This window comes from Xanthomonas populi, assembly GCF_002940065.1.
Classification (GTDB): Bacteria; Pseudomonadota; Gammaproteobacteria; order Xanthomonadales; family Xanthomonadaceae; genus Xanthomonas; species Xanthomonas populi.
Genome location: NZ_MDEJ01000004.1, coordinates 24,623 through 44,804, shown reverse-complemented (window position 1 = coordinate 44,804; position 20,182 = coordinate 24,623). Strand labels below are relative to the sequence as shown.

Sequence of the window (20,182 nt, the reverse complement as noted above, 5' to 3'; positions counted from 1 at the left end):
CCCGCCCACCTCCTCAGTCCGATGTCCGATCTGATTTCCGCCCTGCTGTTGGGCATTCTCGAAGGCCTTACCGAATTCCTGCCGATCTCCAGCACCGGCCACCTGCTGATCGCCGAAGAGACCCTCGGGCTCGGACGCCGTTCTGACTTCTTCAATATCGTCATCCAGGCCGGCGCCATCCTGGCGATCTGCCTGGCGCTGCGGCAGAAGCTGTGGAGCCTGGCCACCGGCCTGGGCCAACGCGACAATCGCGACTACGTGCTCAAGATCGGCGTGGCCTTCATGGTCACCGCGGTAGTCGGCCTGATCGTGCGCAAGGCAGGCTGGCAGTTGCCGGAAACCGTGCAGCCGGTGGCCTGGGCATTGCTGATCGGCGGTGTGTGGATGCTGGTGGCCGAGCACTTTGCCGGCAAACTGCCCGAGCGCGACGTGGTCACCTGGAAAGTGGCCATCGCGGTCGGTCTGGCGCAGGTGGTGGCGGGCGTGTTTCCCGGCACCTCGCGCTCGGCCTCAGCGATCTTCCTGGCCATGCTGCTGGGCCTGAGCAAGCGCTCTGCAGCGGCGGATTTCGTGTTCATGGTGGGCATTCCGACCATGTTCGCGGCCAGCGGTTACGCGCTGCTGGAGATGTACAAGGAAGGCGGCGTCGGCAGCGAGAACTGGGCCGATGTGGCGGTGGCCTTCGTGGCGGCGACCATCACCGGTTTTGTGGTGGTGAAGTGGCTGCTGGGCTACATCAAGAAGCATCGCTTCACGGTGTTTGCGGTCTATCGCATCGTGCTTGGCGCCGCCTTGCTGCTATGGCTGCCGGCTGCGGCCTGAGCACGCAACGGCAGGCGCGTTTCAAGCCCTTTGAGGCGAGAGCGACATGCACGGCACGCGCCCAGGCAGTGACGTCCGTCATTGCCCTGACCGCGCGCTGGCGGTATCACTGACGCTTCGATCACCGGGAGCCGCCCATGCGTGCCGTGTTCTTCGCCCCTGCACTGCTGGCGGCGGGCGTAACGGCCTGCGGGTCGAGCGCGCCACCGGAGTCGCCCGGATCGAGTGCCGACGCTGCCGCTGAGTCGGCGGCGATCACCGCGCCTGCTGCCGACAACGCGCCACTGCGGGCAGCCTTGCAGGCACAGCACTGGCAGTTGCAGCAGGCCAGCGATGCGCGCGGCACCGCATTGCGCAGCCTGTTCGTCGACGGCACCGCGCCACTGCAACTGGATTTCAGCGATGAGCGCATCCAAATCAGCAAGACCTGCAATGCGCTGGGCGCCAACTACAGCGTGGCCGATGCGCAGTTGCAGATCGGCCGCGTGGTATCGAGCAAACGCCTGTGTGCCGAATCACGACGGATGGCGCAGGAACACGCCGCCAGCGACCTGCTGTCCGGCAGTTTCGCAGTGGCGCTGAACACCGCGCAAACCACGCCGCGGCTGACCCTGACCCGCAGCGATGGCACCCGCCTGGTCTTCAGCGGCGCCCCCACAGCAGACACCCGCTACGGCGGCCCCGGCCAGACATTGTTGATCGAAGTGGCCGCCGAGACGGTGCCGTGCGCCTCGGACCCTTCGCGCCAATGCCTGCAGCTACGCGAGCAGGATGCGGCGGGGCAGCCGGTCACCCAGACCTGGCAAACCTTCGAGGGCAAGATTGACGGCTTCGAGCACCAGACCGGCATCCGCACTTTGCTGCGGGTAACGCGTTATCCCGCCGCTGCTGCAAGCGCAGACGGCGCGCCGCTGTATGTGCTCGATCAGATGATCGAAGCCAACGGTTGACGTGTGTCATGCGTTTGGAGATGTGCGGCAAAGGCGCGCTGCACCGCGCGCGCGCGTCCTGCCATTCCGGCTACCACGCGCGCTTGCGTCGAGGCCGATCTCAGCGCAGCGACGGATTCAACGTGTAAGTGCCATGCAACGCGGCTTCAGCCAGGACATGGCCTTGAATCGCCGACAACACATCGGCCGCGGTGAAGATCTCCGGCAGCCTGAGGTTTGCCACATCCAGCGCGAACACGCGGAAGAAATAGCGGTGCATGCGCAAATCGTTGAACGGCGGGTAAGGGCCGTCGTAGCCCAGATAGTTGCCGGCCATGTCGGCATTGCCGGCGAACCATTGGGTGTACGAATTCAGGCCCTGACGCGCACCGGCCGGGCCAGTCGGCTGCGATTTGCCCTTGGGCACGAAGCCGTCGCTGCAGCTGCCCGCCGCGATCTCATGCACGTCGGCGGGGATGTCGGCCATGGCCCAATGCACAAAATCGGTGCGTGGCTGATCGACCGGAATCTGCACGTCGTCTCGGCCCACGGTCTGCGGCACGGTCGGTACATCGGGGTCCAGGCACAGCAGCGCGAACGAACGCGTGCCTTCGGGCACCTCGCTCCAGCCCAGATGCGGATTGCGGTTGGGCGCAAAGCCCTCCGGCGTGCCGGCGGCAAATTCCACCGCGATGGGCTTGCCGTTCTCGATGCTGTTGCTGGTCAGGCGCATGCGGTGTCTCCGTGGGAATCGATGCAGATCAGGGTGCCCGCATCCGCGCTGCAGAGGAAGCCATCGCCATGGAACCCTATGGTGCGCGCGGTCTGGTTTACTGCTGCCGGTTCAACGCGGACGACAAGGTTGCGGAGGCGAGAGTGTGCGCCAGCGACGCACGCGCCACTGTGGACGCATGCCGCTTCGCGCACCGGCCGCGCCCACCTGACGGTGAGCGCAGTCGTCTTGATTGCCGCTCAGTCCTGCCGATACCCGAAGCGCACCGAGATCAGCGTGAGCAGATCGAATTGCGCGCCCAGCACGCCGCGGTCGTTGCGCCAGCGGCCCGCTGCCAGGCGTGCGGGGCCGCGCGGTTTCGATCAGCGGGAAGCTAGGACCGAAGGCGCTGTTCCAGCGCGGTGGAAATACCTTGCGGGTCGCGCTCGATGCCGTCCAGACGGATGATCCGGTGCGAATACAGAGCGCGCTCGTGCAGCACGGCGAGCTGTTCCAGCGCAGCCAGCAGCCAGTGGGTGGCCTGCTGCGGCGATTGCACCGCCAACGGCGCGGGCGGACCGGCCGACAAGCAGTCCAGCAGAATGTCGCGTGGGTCGCGCAGCGCGATCGCCAGCCGGCTTCGGGCAGGTGCGGGCGCACTGCATTGAGCAAGGTGGTGTCCCACCACAGCAGCCGGTCGATGACGTTACCCTCGTCGATACCGCGCTGCGGCAGCTGCGCCTTCCAGCCTTCCACCAGCGCCATCGGCGCCAGCTCGCCGGAGGCAAGCTGCTCGACTGTGCGATAGGGCTGCAACGCGTCGGACGGCGGCGTGGTCCCATAGCGGTCGTCGCGCACCAGCGGCGTTGCCGCGCCCATCACTGCGATCAGGCGTTCGACCTGCGAGCCGGGCGTGCCCCGGATGAGCAGTGACCGCGTCGGGAATGGTGCCCAAGGCTGGCCACTGCATCGGCTGCTTGGTAGCCTGCGGCAGCAATGGCAGCCGGTGCCGGGCCTGCTCGCGCTGGAACTGCATCCAGTTGCCAACGCGGCATCGGGCTGGCCGGCGCGGTCCTGCACATCGCCCAGCCACGGCTGCAGCACGGTCTGCTGATTCTCGGGCCGCGAGTCGCTCAAGGATTGGACGCAGGCGATCGCCGCCGGCGGGTCGGGCTCCAACAAGGCTTCGACGATGCGCTGCTCGCCGCTGATGCGGCCCGGTTCACCGCCACGATCTGCCGCGCCACCATTTCGGCCTGTTCGGCCTGGCCCTGCATGTCGTGCACGCGCATCAGCGCTTCCAACGCCGGCAGATGCTGGGGCATGCCCAGCAGCCAGCGCTCAATCACCGCCTGTGCCTGCGGCCCACCGGCCGGCTCCACCGCCAGACGCGCACGCCACAGGTCGTGCGCATTGACCGAGGTGGCCAGCGCCGCATCCAGAGTGTCGCGCGCGTCGTCCACTGCGCCCAATCGCTGCCACGCGCTCAGCAACGCGTGCAGCGTGCGCCGGTCGGCAGGCAAATGTGCCAGCGCCAAGCGCAGATGCGCCACAGCCTGGTCGGGGCGACCGGCCTGCAATTCCATTTCGCCCGCGAGACGGCGCATGGTTGGGATGTTGCCGCCCGGCTGGGCGAACGCACCCTGCATCGCGGCCAGCGCATCGTCCAGGCATCTTTGCCGCTGGGCGAGCTGGGCGCTGAAGGCGCGCAACGCGGTGCCCGGCGGATTGAAGCTCGACCACGCGCTCGAAAGCGCGCTCGGCGAACGCGACGTGTTATTTCTGCAGATAGGCAAAGCCCAGAGCGAACAGCACGCGCGCAGCGTCCGGCAACTGCTCGGCGGCGCGCGTGAGCAGCGACAACGCGCGCGCGCTGGCCGCGGCGCAGTTGCACCACACCATCGACAGCCAGCAATTGCGGATGCTCCGGCGCCAGTCACGCAGCCGTGCGGCTGAGCCGCTGCGCATCGTCCAGATCGCCGCGCGCCACCGCCAGATGCGCCTGCATCACGTAGGCGTTGAACTGATTCGGGTCGAGTGCGGTGGTACGCGACAGTGCGGCAACGGCAGCGGACAGATCGCGTGTGGCCAGCAACACCCCGGCGCGCAGCAGATGCAGATCGGCATCTTCCGGCGTCAGCGTCAGCGCGGTTTCGATACTGGCCAGCGCCAGCGTTGCTTGACCCTGCTGCTGCAAGGCCAGCCCGAGCCAACGATGCGCAGCGGCGTTATCCGGCGCGCCGATCACCCACTCGCGGGCCAGCGCCACCGCATCGTCGGCCGCATTGCGACGCAAGGCTTGAAGAATGGCGTCTTGCATGGCGGCGGATTGTCCAGCACAAATTACCAGTGTAACGATGCGCGGTGCGGTGCCGACTGGGAGCGGCTGTCACACTCCCTGCGCTCACTGCCAGGCGGGCGCCGCCTGTGCTCGGTCCTCGTACATCGCGGTTTTCCCGCGCCGCCCGCACCTGCCTCGCGACTGCTCGCGACGTTTTTTAGCCACTCTTACGCCTGCGCCGTGAGCCGCTCGGCCACCCAGCGTTCGGCAAACCCATCGCCACGGGCGTTTTCCAGAAAGCCGCAGTGGCCGCCCCAGCGCGCGATTTCCAGCTGTGCGTGGGCGGGCAACTGCCAGCCGGCGAAATCGGCGAACGGAATCACCGGGTCGTCTTGGGCCATCAGGATATGAACCGGCACCTGCAAGCCGGCCAGGCGCTCGCCGGCAATCGAATAGCTGTCGAAATACGCCTGCAGCGAGCCGTGCCCGGTGTGCTGCTCGGCCAACCAGGCCATCAGGCCGCGCATATCCAGCGCCAGGGTGGCATCGTCGTAGCCATGCTGGTCGGGGAACAGCTTGCGTTTGCGCAGCAGCGATTCGCGCCAGCGCCGGCGGAAATACCAGTCGTAGAACTGCGGGCCTTTTTCCAGCTGCAGCATGGTCGCTGCCGGATCCAGCAACGGGCACACCGCCGCCACCCGCACCACCGGCAGGCCGGCCGCCGGCGCGCGCAAGGCGAGCCGCAGGGCGAAATTGCCACCCAGCGAGTAACCGGCCACCAGCAACTGCGGCGCTGGAAAGCGCCGCCACAGATCGCCTGCGGCGTTGACCACTTCATCGATGCGATCGGAGTGGAACAGATCCACGTTGAGGTGATGGGTGCCGCCGTGGTCGCGGAAATTCAGCCGAAACACCTGATAGCCCAGGCCAACCAGGCACACAGCGGTGAGCCGCATGTAATTGGAATCGGCGCTGCCTTCCCAGCCGTGCAGCAACAGCACCGTGCCGCGCAACGGTGCATCGCCGGGCGGGATGCTCATCCAGCCCTGCAGGCGCACGCCGTCACCGCCGTCGAGAATATGTTCGCTGGTCACCGCACCGCTGGCGGCCAGCAACTGGCGGCTGCGGATGCGGCGCAATGCACTGCTGCCCAGCAGCGATTGCACATGCGGATTGCGCAACCAGCGTGGCGGCGAATAGTCGGAGGCGTTCATGCGCTCATCGGGCCAGAAACGTCGCTGGCCGCAGAAGTGATGAGCATACGCATCGCGGGCTAGGACGCCATCGCCGCGATGATGCGTTCACGCGAGGTGTCTGCCAGACGGCGACGTCCTTCGATATCCAGCGCGCGGATCGGCTCAAGAAAATGCACTTCGGCCAGCCGCGACGGCTCGCCGAGCAGACGCACGATATTGTCGAAAAAATTCTCGCGCTCGCCAAACGCCACCACGGCCTGCGCATTGCCGCGCTCGCCATAACGCAGCGCCACCGGTTGCACCGGCACGCCGGCCTCCACCGCAGCCTGGAAGATGCGCGCATGGAACGGGCCGACTTCGGTGCCACTGCGGGTGCGCCCTTCCGGAAACACGCCCACCGGCTTGCCGCTTTGCAGGCGCATCCGCATTTCCTGCAGCACCCCGCCCAGCGATTCGGTATTGCCGCGCTGATGGAAGATGGTCTGGCCCTTGGCCGCCAGCCAGCCCACCAGCGGCCAGCCGGCGATTTCGCGCTTGGCCACAAAGCCCATCACGCGCTGACTGTGCAGCATCGAGATGTCGATCCAGCTGACGTGATTGGCCACGAACAGGGCCGCGCCCGGCAGCGGGGTACCGAAGTGACGCAAACGAAACCCGAAGATGCGCATCAGATTGCTCTGCCACCAGCGGATCATCCACTCGTCCAGGGTGTCGTGGCGACCGGTACGGATGCGTGCCAGCGGCGGTGCCACCACGCACAGCATGGTGATCGGCAGGCACATGCTCAGGTGCACCAGCAGCAGCGGCGCTCGATACAGGTACCGCAACCAACGCAACACGCCGCCAGCATCGCGCGTGGCGTCCAGGGATGACTCGCTCATTCGACGAACAGGACCGGTAACAGGGGAAGGAGGCAGCACTATTGTGACAGCAGCTTGGTGGCCGCGCAGCGCCAGCAACGGGCGGCGCTGCTCCAGCCATGTGCTTGCACGCCGGGCTCAGCCATTACTGCGCGCAACCACGGCCAACGTCAGCCGCGAAACGCACACGCGCTTGCCGGCCGGGTTTTCGATGGTGATGTCCCACACCTGCGTGCTGCGCCCGACATGCGCGGCGCGCGCGGTGCCAGTGACAAGATCCTGATACGCAGCACGCAGATGGTTGGCGTTGATCTCCAGCCCGACGCACATCTGGGTGGTCATATCCACGCACAGGTTGCCGGCGCTGCTGCCCAGTGTTTCGGCCAGCACCACCGAGGCACCGCCGTGCAACAGGCCATACGGCTGCTTGGTGCGCGCATCCACCGGCATGGTGGCGCGCAACCAATCGTCGCCGGCGTCGGTGAACACGATGCCCAAGTGCTCGATCAAGGTATCGCGGCTGGAGGCGTTGAGGGCAGCTAGATCGACGGGGACACAGAAGGTCATAGGCTGGGGATTGGGGATTGGGGATCGCAGCAGCATCTTGGATGCCCGGGCTGCGCTTCAACTGTGCGGTGGCGTAACGGCTCAGCCGATCACAGAATCGGCACCAAGCCGGCGCCGAAGGCGGTCAGCATGCGTACCAGTAGCCACTTCGCGCCGACATTGACCTCGGGGAAGTCGCCGACCGCTACATAGCACTTCCGAAACTGCGGGTCCTGCCGCTTGAGCGGGAACGGGCAACCGGGGCCAGGCTGGAATTCGTAATTGGTGGCGTAGCGCCAGGGCCAGAAATCCAGCACCGGCAACGCTTCGGACACCTTGCCCACGCTGTAGTTCAAGCCACTGAACACCGGCGGTTTTTCACGCGAGGCCACGGCCCAGGCGTTTTCCGGGGCGATATCGCGCTCGATGCTGGCGGCCAGCGCCCGTGCAAAGCGCGCATCGTCGATCACCACCGCAGCTTCGGTGTTGTAGTTCTCGCTGCGCGGGTCGAAGTTGTGCGTGCCGATCACGCCGATGCGCCGGTCCACCACCAACGACTTGGCATGCAAGCCCATGCGCGCGCCGGCGCGGGTCACCGGCAGCGGCTTGTTGACCGCACGCGTGCCCAGGAACGAGGGCCGCGTTTCGGTACGCAGCACACGCCGATCGACCTCGCTGCCACCAGGTGAACGACCCGCGCCACCGCCGCTGCCGCGAATGGCACTACCGGGTGTTCCGCCGCCACCGCTGCCACGCACCGCGTTACCGGCCGCGCTGCCGCTGATCACGCGATTGACGCGGCTGTCGCCCTCGACCGGCTCGGCTGCCTCAGGGTTGAGCGGGTCGGGCACCAGAGTGGCGTAGTCCACCGGTGCATCCAGCGGAAATGGCTTGAATTCGTAGATGTTGAAGCCCAACTCGCGCAGGTTGCGGCGTTTGAACTTGTACGACAGCGCGTACACGATCGGGTTGTCGGTGGCGGCCAGGCTATTGCTCGACACCACGATGCGCGGCGGTTGCGGACGCTTGCGCAGGTCGCGAAAGATCGCCTGCGCCTCATCGGACAACACCAGATACGGCGTCTGCAGCAGCACTTCCTGCTGCGCGCCAGCGATCAGACTGTCCAGCTCCGGCGCGGTGGACACCGCCTTGGCGGCATGTGCCTTGCGGTGTTTCTGCGGCAGATCGGCCACATACAGCACGTGCTGCACGGGCATGGCCGGGGTCACGAACGCATCGCGTATGAATTGCGGGTCGCGCGCCTCACAATCAACGCGTGCCACCCGCTCCGGGCGGCGTACCTCGGCCGGCGGCATTTTGGGCGCGCCCTGCTCCAGCAGCAGACGGCCGACATCGTTCAGGCGCTCGGCCGGCAAGCTGCGCTGTGCGCGCCAGAACGCATCGAAATTAGCTGCCATCGCGCGCACTTCCGGGCCGGCCAGAATCACGTCGCGGTCGCGGAAGTTGTATTCGCTGTCCCAGTCGAAATAGTCATCCTGATAGTTACGCCCACCGACGACGCCGAGCACATCGTCCACCACCAGCAGCTTGTTGTGCATGCGTTGGTTGAAGCGACGGAAACAGCACGCCACGCTACCGGCATAGTCGAAGTAATTGAGTTTGACCTTGCCAAAGGTGGGGTTGTAGATGCGCAGCTGCAGGTTTTCGTGGGTGCTGGAGAGCGCGCCGAGAATCTGCAGATCGGCGATCGCCGAGAGCTGATCGATCAGGATGCGCACCTTGACCCCGCGCTGCGCTGCATCGATCAGTGCATCCAGCACCATGCGCGCGCTGTCGTCCTTGTCGAAAATATAGGTCTGCAGATCAACGCTGCGAGTGGCGCTGCGGATCAGATTCAGCCGCGCGACCAACGACTCCTCGCCGCGATCGACGATGGTGGCGTAATGCCGTGGCGCAGCCGGCGTAGAGGTGCTAATCGCCTCGCCGCCCAGCGCGCGCAGCGGCGAAGACAGCGCACAGCGATTGGCCTGGGTGCAGCTCACCAGCGTGCTGCGCGCAGCAGAAGCCACGCCTGCGGCACGGTTGCGCTCGATTTGCGACAGGCCGGCGCATCCAGTGCCAAGCAACAGCGTTGCCAGCACCAGGACCCTCAACAGGAAACTCACGGGCGCTGCGCCTCCTGCAGCCGCCCACGCAGAATGAACGTCACCCTGTCGCCCAGGGCCATCTGCCACGCATTCATTCCGTAACGTCCACGCAGGACCGTCCCTCGACTGATCACATCGCAATCATAGCCCGGCCGCGCGCATTCAGCTGGCGCCACATGCAGGGTCTCCATGTGTGTGATTCCGCGAATGGTCAGGTTGCCGCTGATGTCGCCCCCCTTCTTCGCGACCGCTTCGGTGTAGGGAAGCGACTCGAATTCCACCACCGGGTATTGCGCGACATCGAAAAAATCCTCGCCGCGCATCCACGCGGTATAGCGGTCCTTGCCGGGGATTTCCACCTGCGTGGCGTCCAGCCGGAAACGCACCTGTTGTCGTTTGTCTGGCAACTCCACCAGCTCACCACGAAACTGCGGGAAGAACCCCTCGATCTTCATGCCGAAGCGCGTTCTGATCTCGAACCCGAAGCGCGATTGCACCGGGTCGATGGAATGCACCTTCTGCTGCGCCATACAGGGCAAAGCGACCCAGAGCGCGAGCCAGACGTACCAGCGCAGTGACGATGACACGGATCAAGGCCACCAGAAGGCGGTCAGGCGGGCGATGCCCGGTTCGATAGCGGCCTCCAGCGGCAGCGCCAGCAAGGCGATCGCGGCGGTGGGCATGCCCCGGTAGTCGCCGGTCTGGCCGCTGTGCATCAGCGCTGCCAACCGCTCCAGCCCCGGGTTGTGGCCCACCAGCAGCAAGCGCTCGGCGTCGCGGTGCTCGTCCACCAGGCTGGCCAGGGTGCCGGGGGTCGCTTCGTAAATGCGCTCGTCCAGGCGTTGTTCGATGTAGCCGGTGAGCTCCAGCACCGCTTCCAGCGTCTCGCGGGCGCGCCGGGCGGGCGAGCACAGCACGCGGTCGGGCACCAGGCGCTGCTCGCGCAGCCAGCGGCCGGCCGATTCGGCCTCGGCGATGCCGTGCGGGGATAGCGGGCGGTCCATATCGGCCTGGCCGGTATCGGCCGGCTCGGCGTGGGCGTGTCGCAACAAGATCAATTCGCGCATGTAAACTATCCGGTTTAGGCCTTCTTGAGCCACTTGAACAGCGGCTCCCAGTCCTGTTGATGGTCGCGCACCTGCGCCGAGCGGTAATCGAACAGGCTGCGTCCCAGCCCGGCCATGACTACATAAGCCTGGGTGTCGCGCAGCTGGGTCACCAGCGGATACGGCCAGGTGCCGATCATTTTCGCAGCCTGTTGCGAGGTCTGGGTCCACGGGCGGGCGCGATTGAGCACCAGCCCCACCGGCAATTTGCGCTGGTGCACGCGCGGCACCTTGGCCAGCGTGTTGAGAAAGCCGACCACCGCTTCAATATCCAGTGCCGAGGACAGCACCGGCACCACGATGGCATCGACGTGGTCAAGGAATCCGCTCAGATCGTCGGCCATCGCACCGGCCGGGGCATCGATAATCAGCTGATCAGTGCCGTGGGGCACTGCGGCCTGCCAGTTGCGTCGCCGGGTGGCGTCGATCGGCAGCACTGCACTTTCCAGACTGGCGCGACGCTGCGCCCAACGCGTGGACGAGCCTTGCGGATCGGCATCTGCCAGCACGGTGCGCTGGCCCTGCAGCGCCGCATGTGTGGCCAGATTGGTGGCGATCGTGGTCTTGCCTACGCCGCCTTTGGAGCCGGCCACTAGGACTGTCTTCATGCACGCCTCGCTTCCGGGAGCAAGCCGGCAGCGTACACCGCGACACGGTGAGGAAGTAGTCGAAAGACGTGAAACGTCCTACAGCGGCAGGTGTCGCAATGCAGCATCGCCCGCCGGCTCGTGGCCGACACACCATGCGCCGGCCAAGCGGATTATTGGGCTTGCTGGATCGGTGCGCTCGGCTGCCCATCCGTAGGCGGTCGCGTTGCAAGGCCTTGACGCTGCACCAGTGCACGCAACGCCGACACTTCGCCCTGCGTCACGATGACGTTCAGATCGATGGCTTGGCCAGTGGCCGTGGGCACGCGGCGTTGCTGTTGCTGCTGCGGCCACTCCAGCGCTCGCATCCGCGCCTGCTGGCGCGTGGCATCGGCACCGCGGCTCAATGCGGCCATGCGCTTGGCACCGACCATGGCAGTCACCATGGTGGACTCGTCCTTGGCCACGCTGTTCAGCACTGCCATGCATTCGTCGCGTAACGCCGGCTTAGCGACAGGGGAGCTGCAGCGCCGCAGCAAATCGCCTAGCGCGGGGAGTGCCTGTGCAGACCAGGCACCGATAACGAACATCGCCACCATGGCCGCGCCCGTGGAAGGCAGGCCTTGCGCGTGCAGTTGCGCGCGCAAGCTGACCGAGGCCAGCGATGGCCATCGCACGCCGTCGTAAGTGGCATGCAGGGCCTTGCCAAGTTCAAGTGCACCGCTGTCGAAATGATCCGCCTGCGCAGCCGCCTGCCAGGCGCCTTCGGCGCCCGCGTGGTCGCCGCGGCGCTGCGCAGCCGCGTAGGCATGCAGATGCACAGCGGCATTACCGGCATCGGCCTGCTCCAGGAAGGCCAGCGCAGCGCTTGGATCGCAGCGCAAGGCAGGTACGCAACCGGATGCTTCCATCCGCGCCACCAACAGATCCCGCGGGCGCGCGTCCAGGGCACGCTGCAGCCAGACGCGTTGGATGGGCGCATAGCCTGCGTTTGCAGCCGACGCCTTTAGACGCGAGGGCGGCGCCATCGCGGCATGTGCCACGCAGACGCTGCCAAGCCACAGCAGCGCGGTGCTGATCACACGATATCCGTGCATGTGTTGCTCTTGTCCATGTGATGGTACGCGTTGTTGCGAATCAGCAGTTCATACGGGTTGCCCCGCATCAAGCCACCAGACGTGCCAGCAACCAAGCCCACGCAGGCAAGGTCAGCAGCGACAGCAGAATGCTGTAGCCGACCATGGCTGCGGCCAGGCGCGGTGCCAGCCGGTGCGAGATGGCCAGCGCAGCGGCGGTGATCATGGTGGGCATGGCCGATTCAAGCACGTTGGTCTGCAGCATCGCGCCGTGCAGGCCAAGCGCCCAGGACAGCGGCAGCGCCAGGATCGGCATCAACGCAAGTTTGAAGACCAAGCCGACGGCCAAGGGTTTGAGCTCGTCTGCGGGCAGGCGCAACTGCAGCGAAAAGCCTACCGCCAGCATCACCAGCGGCAGCATCGCATCGGCCAGGCTTTTCAGCCCCGAGCCGATCCAGGTCGGCGGGTGTTCCGGCATCAACGTCAGTGCGAACAGCAACGCCCATAGCGGCGGAAAACGCAGCACACGCAGCAGGATCGTGCGCGCAGTGGGTGGGGTGTCGCCGCTGTAGCGGGCCAGCACGTACAGCCCGAAGGTGGACAGCAGCACGAAGGTGCCGAACTGGTCGTAGACCACCGCATACGGCAGTGCGTGATCGCCGATCAACGCGCGCACCATCGGAAAGCCGACGAAGCTGGAGTTGGTGAACACCACGCACATCAGCAACGCGGCGTATTCCCCGCGCTTGAACCGGAACAGGCGGCTGCAGCCCCACAGCAGCGGCACGATGATCGCGGTCAGCACCCACGGCGTGGCGCTCATTCCAACCAGCGATGCATCCAGGCGGAGGCGTGGCACATAGGTCAGCACCGAGGCCGGCAGGCAGATGTACAACACGATGCGATTGAGCACGTCGGCGCTGTTGTCCGGCAGCACCCGCAAGCGAGCGAACAGCAGGCCGAGCCCCAACATCACCAGAATCAACGCAAATGCATCCACCGCCATGGCGTGGTCAGGTCCGTAGGAAATCGATGCCCAGGATCGCATAGTGGGCGCGGCGCGCCAGGATCGGCGGCGCGCCAGTCTGTCGAGCACGCCTACGTGTGTCGCGGTGCGATGCGGTTGCCTGCAGCCGGTCTTCGATTCTTCGCGTTGTTTGGCTGCTCTCAAGCCCTGGTCGGTCGAGGGCACGGTGCCCTCGCCGCTCGCGAGAAACGCCGTGACTCCATCCATGCGGGATCCTGTGGCGGCATTCATGCCGCCACAGGATCCCGCAAGCGGAGAGGACACCGCACCAGGGCGGTGGTTGGATGGGAAAAGCCTGCCTGCCTCACAGATTCGGCTGATGCACGGCAGCGCGCTGCGGCGGTTCCCTGCAGCGCAATGACGAGACTTACGGAAACGCCGGCGGGTTTGCCTGCCAGGCGGCGAAGACCTCGGCCAGGCTGGCACGCTCTGCTTCGCGCCAGCCCGGCAGCAGGATGGCGTAGTTTGCGGTGCTACTCCAACGATCCGGCCAGGTGCGCACGGCGGCGGCGTACCACTCCACCGCTTCCCGTTTGCGCCCGGCGCGCCACAGCGCCAGCGCCGCGGTAGTGGGCAACCATTGCGGTGTGGCCGGACGGCCGTTGGCCAGGTTTGCCCACAGCTGCAAGGCCTTGTCGGCCTGGTCGGCGCGCAACAGATCCCAGCCGTAGTTCCAGGTGATGGTGCGATATTGCTGACTACCATTGGGAACCAGGCCCAAGGCCCCCTGGTAGAGCTCGTCGCCCAACTGGGTGCGCCCACCGGCATACGCTAGCGAGGCCAGTTGCGCCCGTGGCTCGGCGGCGCGTGCGTCACGCTGCACCATCGCGGCCAAGCGCTCGACCACCGCATCACCCTGCCCCTGCACGGCGACCACGGCTTTCGTGGTGCCGCGGTCTTCGTCGAAATAAAACTCCTTTGGCTTGGGCAGGCTCTGCGCTTGCGCCAACGACCACACGCTCCCGAGCAGGGCCAACGCAATGGCCCATGCGCACTTCGTTCTCACTGGTGTTTCCCCTTGCGACACACGACAAACCCCCAACACGGCCCAATCCTAACCTCGATGTCGCTGCGATGCACACTCGGTGCCCCAGACATGTGAATAGCGGCTGCTACAATTATTAGGCCGTTTTGGAGCCCTGGGTTCCAGCCACCCTTTCCGGGCAAGCCATGACCAGTACTGTTGCACTCTCTTCCCCCGACTCTGCCAACACGCCGGAGCTCGGCCAAGTGGATGCGGACTACACGCTGGAGCACAAGTACACACGTGCCGATGGGCGCATCTACTTGTCCGGGGTGCAGGCGCTGGTGCGGCTGCCGCTGATGCAACGCCTGCGCGATAGCGCTGCTGGGCTGGACACCGCCGGCTTCGTCAGCGGCTACCGCGGCAGCCCGCTGGGCGGACTGGATCTGGAACTGTGGCGCGCGCGCACGCATCTGGACGCGGCCAAGGTGACCTTCACTCCCGGCCTCAACGAAGACTTAGCCGCCACCATGGTCTGGGGCACCCAGCAGACCAACCTGTTCCCCGGTGCCAAGGTGCAGGGCGTCTACGGCATGTGGTACGGCAAGGGCCCGGGCGTGGACCGCAGCGGCGACGTGTTCAAGCATGCCAATGCCGCCGGCACCTCGCCCTATGGCGGCGTGCTGGCGCTGGCCGCCGACGACCATGCCTGCCGCAGCTCGACCCTGCCGCACGGCTCGGAAGACGAATTCGTCAGCGCGATGATGCCGATCCTCAACCCGGCCGGGGTGCAGGACATCCTGGACATGGGGCTGCTCGGCTGGGCGATGAGCCGCTATACCGGGCGCTGGATCGGCTTCAAGACCATTGCCGAGACGGTGGAATCGTCCGCGTCGGTGGATGTGGATCCGTTCGCACGCACGATCGTGTTGCCGGAGGACTTTGCGCTGCCGCCGGGCGGCTTGAGCATCCGCTGGCCCGATCCGCCGGTGGATCAGGAAATGCGGCTGCATCGTTATGCGATCGCCGCCGCGCAGGCATTTGCACGCGCCAACCAGATCGACAAAGTGGTGCTGGATTCGCCGCACGCACGGTTGGGCATCGTGACGACCGGCAAGAGCTATCTGGACGTGCTGCAGGCGCTGGAATACCTGGGTCTGGATGCGCAGGCCTGCGCGCAGATCGGTATTCGCGTTTACAAAGTCGGCATGACCTGGCCGCTGGAGCCGGTGGGCATCAGCGCGTTTGCGCAGGGGCTCGAAGACATTCTGGTGGTGGAGGAGAAGAAGGCTTTCATCGAGCGCCAGATGAAAGAGCTGTTCTACAACTGGCCAGCCAGCGCCGGTGCGCGGCCGAGCATCGTCGGCAAGTACGACGAGCACGGTGCGTGGATCCTGCCCTCCACCGGCGAGCTGACGCCGGCCACGATCGCGGCGGTGATCGGTAAACGCATTCAGCGCTTTGCGCTTCCATCAAGCGCAATGACCGAATCGATCGAACAGCGGCTGCGCTGGATGGACGCCAAGGAAGCGGAAATGGCCTTGCCGCGCGCGCTGTTTCCCCGCGTGCCGCATTACTGCTCCGGCTGCCCGCATAACACCTCCACGGCGGTGCCGGAAGGCTCGCGTGCGCTGGGCGGCATCGGTTGCCATTACATGGTGACCTGGATGAACCGCTCCACCGACACCTTCACCCATATGGGCGGCGAAGGCGTGACCTGGTCGGGGCAGGCGCCGTTTACCGACACCCCGCATGTGTTCCAGAACCTGGGCGATGGCACCTATTTCCACAGTGGCTCGCTGGCGATCCGCCAGTCGGTCGCCACCGGCGTCAACATCACCTACAAGATCCTCTACAACGATGCGGTGGCGATGACCGGCGGCCAGCCGGTGGACGGCACGCTCACCGTGCCGGACATCGCGCATCAGCTGCGCGCGGAAGGCATCCACGACATCGTGGTGGTCAGCGACGAGATCGGCAAATGGACGCGGCGACGCGAGCGTTTTCCCAACGATGTGACGTTTCACGATCGTAGCGAACTGGATGCGGTGCAGCAGCATTTGCGCACGCTCAAGGGCGTGTCGATCCTGATCTTTGATCAGACCTGCGCCACCGAAAAACGCCGCCGTCGCAAGCGCGGCAAGCTGGTCGACCCACCCAAACGCGTGATGATCAATTCGCTGGTCTGCGAAGGTTGCGGCGATTGCGGCGAAAAAAGTTTCTGCGTGTCGGTGCTGCCCAAGGAGACCGAATTCGGACGCAAGCGGCAGATCGATCAGTCCAATTGCAACAAGGATTATTCCTGCGTGTCGGGCTTTTGCCCGAGCTTTGTCACCGTGCATGGCGGTGCGCTGCGCAAGGGCAAAAAGCGAGATGCCAGCGCATTACTGGACAAGCTGCCCGCACCGCCGCAACGCACGACGCTGGAACAGCCCTGGAACATTTTGATCACCGGCGTCGGCGGCACCGGCGTGGTGACCATCGGCGCATTGCTTGGCATGGCCGGACATCTGGAAGGCAAGGGCGCCACGGTGCTGGATCAGACCGGCTTGGCGCAGAAGGGTGGCGCAGTGACCACGCATATCCGCATCGCACGCCAACCCGGCGATATCCACGCGGTGCGCATCGCTGCCGGCGAAGCAGATCTGGTGCTGGGCTGCGACATGGTGGTGGTCAACGATTACTGGGCGTTGTCCAAAGTGCGCGATGGCCGCACCCAGGTGGTGCTCAACACCTATGAGGCGATGCCGGGCAACTTCACCACCCAACCGGATCTGCAATTCCCCGCTGCCGAGATCATTGCCGGCGTGCGCACTGCATTGGGCGGCCAGGAGCCTTTTTTGCTGGATGCCACGCAACTGGCCACCGCACTGCTGGGCGATGCGATCGCCAGCAACCTCTTCGTGCTCGGCTATGCCTGGCAACATGGGTTGGTGCCGTTGTCGCATGCGGCGCTGATGCGCGCAATCGAGCTCAATGGCGCGGCTGTGACCATGAACCAGCAGGCGTTTGCGTGGGGGCGATTGACGGCTGTGGATCTGCCGGCGGTGCGGCGTGCAGCAGGTTTGTCGGCGCAGGGCGAATGGGCCGTTGCGCATGGCGGTACGTCCCAAGAACGCGCGCCCGGCAGTTGGGAAGAGCACGATCTCAGCGGGCAAAGCGCGCCGCGTGCGTTGGCGCAAAACACGGGCAACACGCTGCATGGTGATGTGGATGCGCCGGTGTATCCGCTCGACGACGAACAGCTGGCGCAGTCGCTGGATGAAGCCATCGCGCGTCGCGTCGGCTTCCTGACCGATTACCAGGATGCCGCCTACGCACAGCGTTATCGTGCCCTGGTCGAGCGCGTACGCGCGCACGAGGCGCAACGTGCGCCCGGCAGCAGCGCATTGAGCAAAGCGGTCGCGCGTTATGCCTTCAAGCTGATGGCCTACAAGGACGAGTACGAAGTGGCACGGCTATATACGCGTGGCGACTTCCAGCGTCGGCTGCAGCAGCAGTTCGAAGGCGATTACACGCTGCGTTTCCACCTGGCGCCGCCGTTGCTGGGCAAGAAAGATGCGCACGGCCACCTGATCAAGCGCGAGTACGGCCCGTGGATGTTCACCGCGTTCAAGCTGCTGGCGCGGTTGAAGTTCCTGCGCGGCGGCAAGCTCGATGTGTTCGGCTATAGCGCCGAACGGCGCAGCGAGCGCCAGCTAATTGCCGATTACGTGGCGACGGTAGGGACGCTGCTGGAGCGCCTGGATGCCGACAATGTGGGTCTGGCCGCGCAGATCGCCTGCATTCCCGAACACATCCGCGGCTATGGCCACATCAAAGAGGCGCATCTGCACGAAGCCAAGGCAAGCGAGGCTGCGCTGCTGCTGCAGTGGCGCAATCCAAAAGCGTTGCATGTGGTGCAGGCGGCTTGATGTCGGCGAACGGTTACATTATTAAAATGTAGCCGAACTAACTCATTCCGGTCCACTGTGCGGCTTGAGTTCCTCACCACCATAAAGAACCAACGGTGGATGTAGGCGATCGGTGACATTGAATATATGTCACCGATCGCTTACATTCGAACGATGGACACCGTGCGCACCCCTGCCGACATCGGTAATCTCATCCGTGCCACCCGCAAGCGGCGGGGCTGGGATCAGGCGCGTCTGGCCACTGAAATTGGTGCGAGTCGGCAGTGGATCGTCGATATCGAGAAAGGCAAGCCACGCGCCGAACTGCAACTGATCCTACGGGCGCTGCATGCGCTGGGCCTTGAGATGATGCTTGCCCCCGGCGCCGCCGATGCTCGAAACCGTCTTCCGCCCGATCGCGCAGCCATGCCATTGATCAACATGGATGACATCGTCGAACGCAATTGTACGCAGGGTCCGCTGACCGCGCTTTACGCGTTGAAGAACGTGAGCAAGCCAAGCGCATTCCATGGTCTCGACCCTTCGCAAGCCACCCAGCTGACGCATCCTTCTGCCGCGCGCGCGACGCGCGCGAAAGTGCATCCAGTGCGCGATGCCGTTTCGCGTAAATCGCGGCAGCAGTTCGCGGGTGCAGCAGAAACTGACGCGGCGAATCCACAAAACGCTCGCGCACCAGAGACCGGTGGCAAGACCAAATCTGTCACACCAAAAGCACGATCAATCAGCAAGAAGAAAGCCACGTGAGGCTGATTGCACTGATGGGCAGCCAGTTGGTTGGCCAGTTGGACGCCGACGCCAATGGCCGTGCGCGATTCGCTTACGACCCTTCCTGGCGAGCGTCGACGAATGCGATACCGCTTTCGTTGAACATTCCGCTCAGCCGGGAGCATCACCCAACCGATGCGGTCAACGCTGTGCTATGGGGCTTGTTGCCCGACAATGAAACCACCTTGCAACGCTGGGCATCCAGATTTCAGGTCTCGCCCCGCAACCCGCTGGCTCTGTTGTCGCATGTTGGCGAGGACTGTGCCGGTGCGGTGCAATTCGTCACTCCGGCCCGGCTTGAGGATGTCATGTCTGGCGCCAACGACAGCATCGAGCCGCTCACCGAGGGCGAGTTGGAAATGCGTTTGCGCAGGCTGCGCCAGGATGTCGGTGCAGCGCGCCAGATCGACGACGTCGGTCAATTCAGTCTGGCCGGCGCGCAGGCCAAGATAGCCTTGCTGCATGACGGGCAGCAGTGGGCCATCCCGGCCGGACGCATTCCCACCACGCATATCCTCAAACCGCCCAGCGGCGAATACGACGGCTTCGTCGAAAAAGAACTGTTTTGTCTGCGCCTGGCGCGCAAGATCGGCCTGTCGACTGCAGCGGGCCAGGCGCTGCGGTTTGGCGATGAAACCGCTATCTGCGTCGCACGCTATGACCGCATCGCAAGCCAAGGCGCGCTGCTGCGCATCCATCAAGAAGACTTTTGCCAGGCATTAGGAGTGATGACGCAGATCAAGTATCAACACCAGGGTGGCCCGGGGCCAACCGAGATCTCGCAGCTGCTATGGACACATTCGTCGCAAGCGCGCAAGGACGTCGAAACCCATGTTTCATGCCCTGGTCTTCAATTATTTGATCGGCGGCACCGATGCGCATGCGAAGAACTATTCGTTGTTGCTTGGCCAGGCGGGACAAGTGCGACTGGCGCCGCTGTACGACATCTCCAGTGCCCTGCCTTATCCCCATCTGCAACAGCGCAAGATCAAACTGGCGATGAAAATCGGTAGCCATTATCGCTGGTGGGATGTCCGTTCAAGCGATTGGCAACAGCTTGCGCTGCAGATGCGCCTGGAGGCATCGGCTTGCCTGGCTTGGATAAGCTTGGCTGCCAATCAGCTGCCGGATCGAGCGCGGGATCTTGCTGGCGAACTTCGACAGGAAGGCGTTGAGCATCCGATTCTGGATGCGTTGGTGGACGCGATCTCTGCCGCATGTCAGCGGGCACTCAAATTGCTGCAATCGGTTTGACACACCAATGCGACAACCATGCTGCCAAGCATCGG

General features: G+C 65.0%; 16 protein-coding genes and 2 pseudogenes. 6 read left to right on the top strand and 12 right to left on the bottom strand.

Annotation, left to right across the window (positions count from 1 at the left end; translation table 11 throughout):
• Positions 1-21: 21 nt before the first annotated feature.
• Complete coding sequence (locus XpopCFBP1817_RS01380; RefSeq protein ID WP_128415663.1) at positions 22-822, top strand: undecaprenyl-diphosphate phosphatase; 801 nt, start codon at positions 22-24, stop codon at positions 820-822.
• A 137-nt stretch (positions 823-959) separates the two neighbouring features.
• Positions 960-1,772, top strand: a complete 813-nt coding sequence (locus XpopCFBP1817_RS01375) for an META and DUF4377 domain-containing protein (RefSeq protein WP_128415662.1) — start codon at positions 960-962, stop codon at positions 1,770-1,772.
• 100 nt (positions 1,773-1,872) lie between these two features.
• Here the strand turns inward: XpopCFBP1817_RS01375 and XpopCFBP1817_RS01370 are convergent, their stop codons facing one another.
• The 12 genes and pseudogenes from XpopCFBP1817_RS01370 to XpopCFBP1817_RS01315 all read right to left on the bottom strand — a co-directional run bounded on the left by XpopCFBP1817_RS01370 (position 1,873) and on the right by XpopCFBP1817_RS01315 (position 14,256).
• Positions 1,873-2,484 (bottom strand): YbhB/YbcL family Raf kinase inhibitor-like protein, encoded by a 612-nt coding sequence (locus XpopCFBP1817_RS01370; RefSeq protein ID WP_128415661.1) that lies wholly within the window; start codon positions 2,482-2,484, stop codon positions 1,873-1,875.
• 239 nt (positions 2,485-2,723) lie between these two features.
• Positions 2,724-4,783 (bottom strand): annotated as a pseudogene (locus XpopCFBP1817_RS01365) (tetratricopeptide repeat protein).
• 188 nt (positions 4,784-4,971) lie between these two features.
• Entirely contained in the window at positions 4,972-5,958 is a 987-nt protein-coding gene (locus tag XpopCFBP1817_RS01360; protein WP_128415660.1) for a YheT family hydrolase, read from the bottom strand.
• Between the two features lie 59 nt (positions 5,959-6,017).
• Positions 6,018-6,917, bottom strand: a complete 900-nt coding sequence (locus XpopCFBP1817_RS01355) for a lysophospholipid acyltransferase family protein (RefSeq protein WP_208619526.1) — start codon at positions 6,915-6,917, stop codon at positions 6,018-6,020.
• Positions 6,918-6,938: 21 nt separating this feature from the next.
• Positions 6,939-7,367 (bottom strand): hotdog fold thioesterase, encoded by a 429-nt coding sequence (locus XpopCFBP1817_RS01350; RefSeq protein ID WP_128415658.1) that lies wholly within the window; start codon positions 7,365-7,367, stop codon positions 6,939-6,941.
• 89 nt (positions 7,368-7,456) lie between these two features.
• Entirely contained in the window at positions 7,457-9,472 is a 2,016-nt protein-coding gene (locus tag XpopCFBP1817_RS01345; protein WP_128415657.1) for a phospholipase D family protein, read from the bottom strand.
• Positions 9,469-10,041, bottom strand: coding sequence for a YceI family protein (locus tag XpopCFBP1817_RS01340; RefSeq protein WP_128415656.1), 573 nt, complete (start codon positions 10,039-10,041; stop codon positions 9,469-9,471). Before XpopCFBP1817_RS01340 ends, XpopCFBP1817_RS01345 begins: the two co-directional genes overlap by 4 nt.
• A 3-nt stretch (positions 10,042-10,044) precedes the next feature.
• A complete protein-coding gene (locus XpopCFBP1817_RS01335) occupies positions 10,045-10,521 on the bottom strand; it encodes a SixA phosphatase family protein (RefSeq protein WP_128415655.1) in 477 nt (158 codons plus the stop codon).
• A 14-nt stretch (positions 10,522-10,535) separates the two neighbouring features.
• On the bottom strand, positions 10,536-11,168 hold the full coding sequence (locus tag XpopCFBP1817_RS01330) for a ParA family protein (protein WP_128415654.1): 633 nt from the start codon (positions 11,166-11,168) through the stop codon (positions 10,536-10,538).
• A 152-nt stretch (positions 11,169-11,320) separates the two neighbouring features.
• A complete protein-coding gene (locus tag XpopCFBP1817_RS01325) occupies positions 11,321-12,244 on the bottom strand; it encodes a hypothetical protein (RefSeq protein ID WP_128415653.1) in 924 nt (307 codons plus the stop codon).
• A 67-nt stretch (positions 12,245-12,311) separates the two neighbouring features.
• Complete coding sequence (locus tag XpopCFBP1817_RS01320; protein WP_128415676.1) at positions 12,312-13,229, bottom strand: AEC family transporter; 918 nt, start codon at positions 13,227-13,229, stop codon at positions 12,312-12,314.
• A gap of 388 nt (positions 13,230-13,617) precedes the next feature.
• A complete protein-coding gene (locus XpopCFBP1817_RS01315; RefSeq protein WP_128415652.1) occupies positions 13,618-14,256 on the bottom strand; it encodes a tetratricopeptide repeat protein in 639 nt (212 codons plus the stop codon).
• 164 nt (positions 14,257-14,420) lie between these two features.
• Between XpopCFBP1817_RS01315 and XpopCFBP1817_RS01310 the strand changes: the two genes are divergently transcribed.
• From XpopCFBP1817_RS01310 to XpopCFBP1817_RS22490, 4 genes and pseudogenes are all read left to right on the top strand, one after another.
• Positions 14,421-18,128: an indolepyruvate ferredoxin oxidoreductase family protein gene (locus tag XpopCFBP1817_RS01310; protein WP_128415651.1), complete on the top strand. Its 3,708-nt coding sequence runs from the start codon at positions 14,421-14,423 to the stop codon at positions 18,126-18,128.
• Between the two features lie 153 nt (positions 18,129-18,281).
• Positions 18,282-18,872: a helix-turn-helix transcriptional regulator gene (locus XpopCFBP1817_RS01305; RefSeq protein WP_128415650.1), complete on the top strand. Its 591-nt coding sequence runs from the start codon at positions 18,282-18,284 to the stop codon at positions 18,870-18,872.
• Positions 18,873-18,886: 14 nt separating this feature from the next.
• Positions 18,887-19,663 (top strand): annotated as a pseudogene (locus tag XpopCFBP1817_RS22495) (HipA N-terminal domain-containing protein); the annotation flags it as partial.
• Between the two features lie 61 nt (positions 19,664-19,724).
• Positions 19,725-20,147 carry a HipA domain-containing protein gene (locus tag XpopCFBP1817_RS22490; RefSeq protein WP_244171037.1) on the top strand — a complete coding sequence of 141 codons (423 nt, stop codon included), beginning with the start codon at positions 19,725-19,727 and terminating at the stop codon, positions 20,145-20,147.
• Positions 20,148-20,182: the final 35 nt, after the last annotated feature.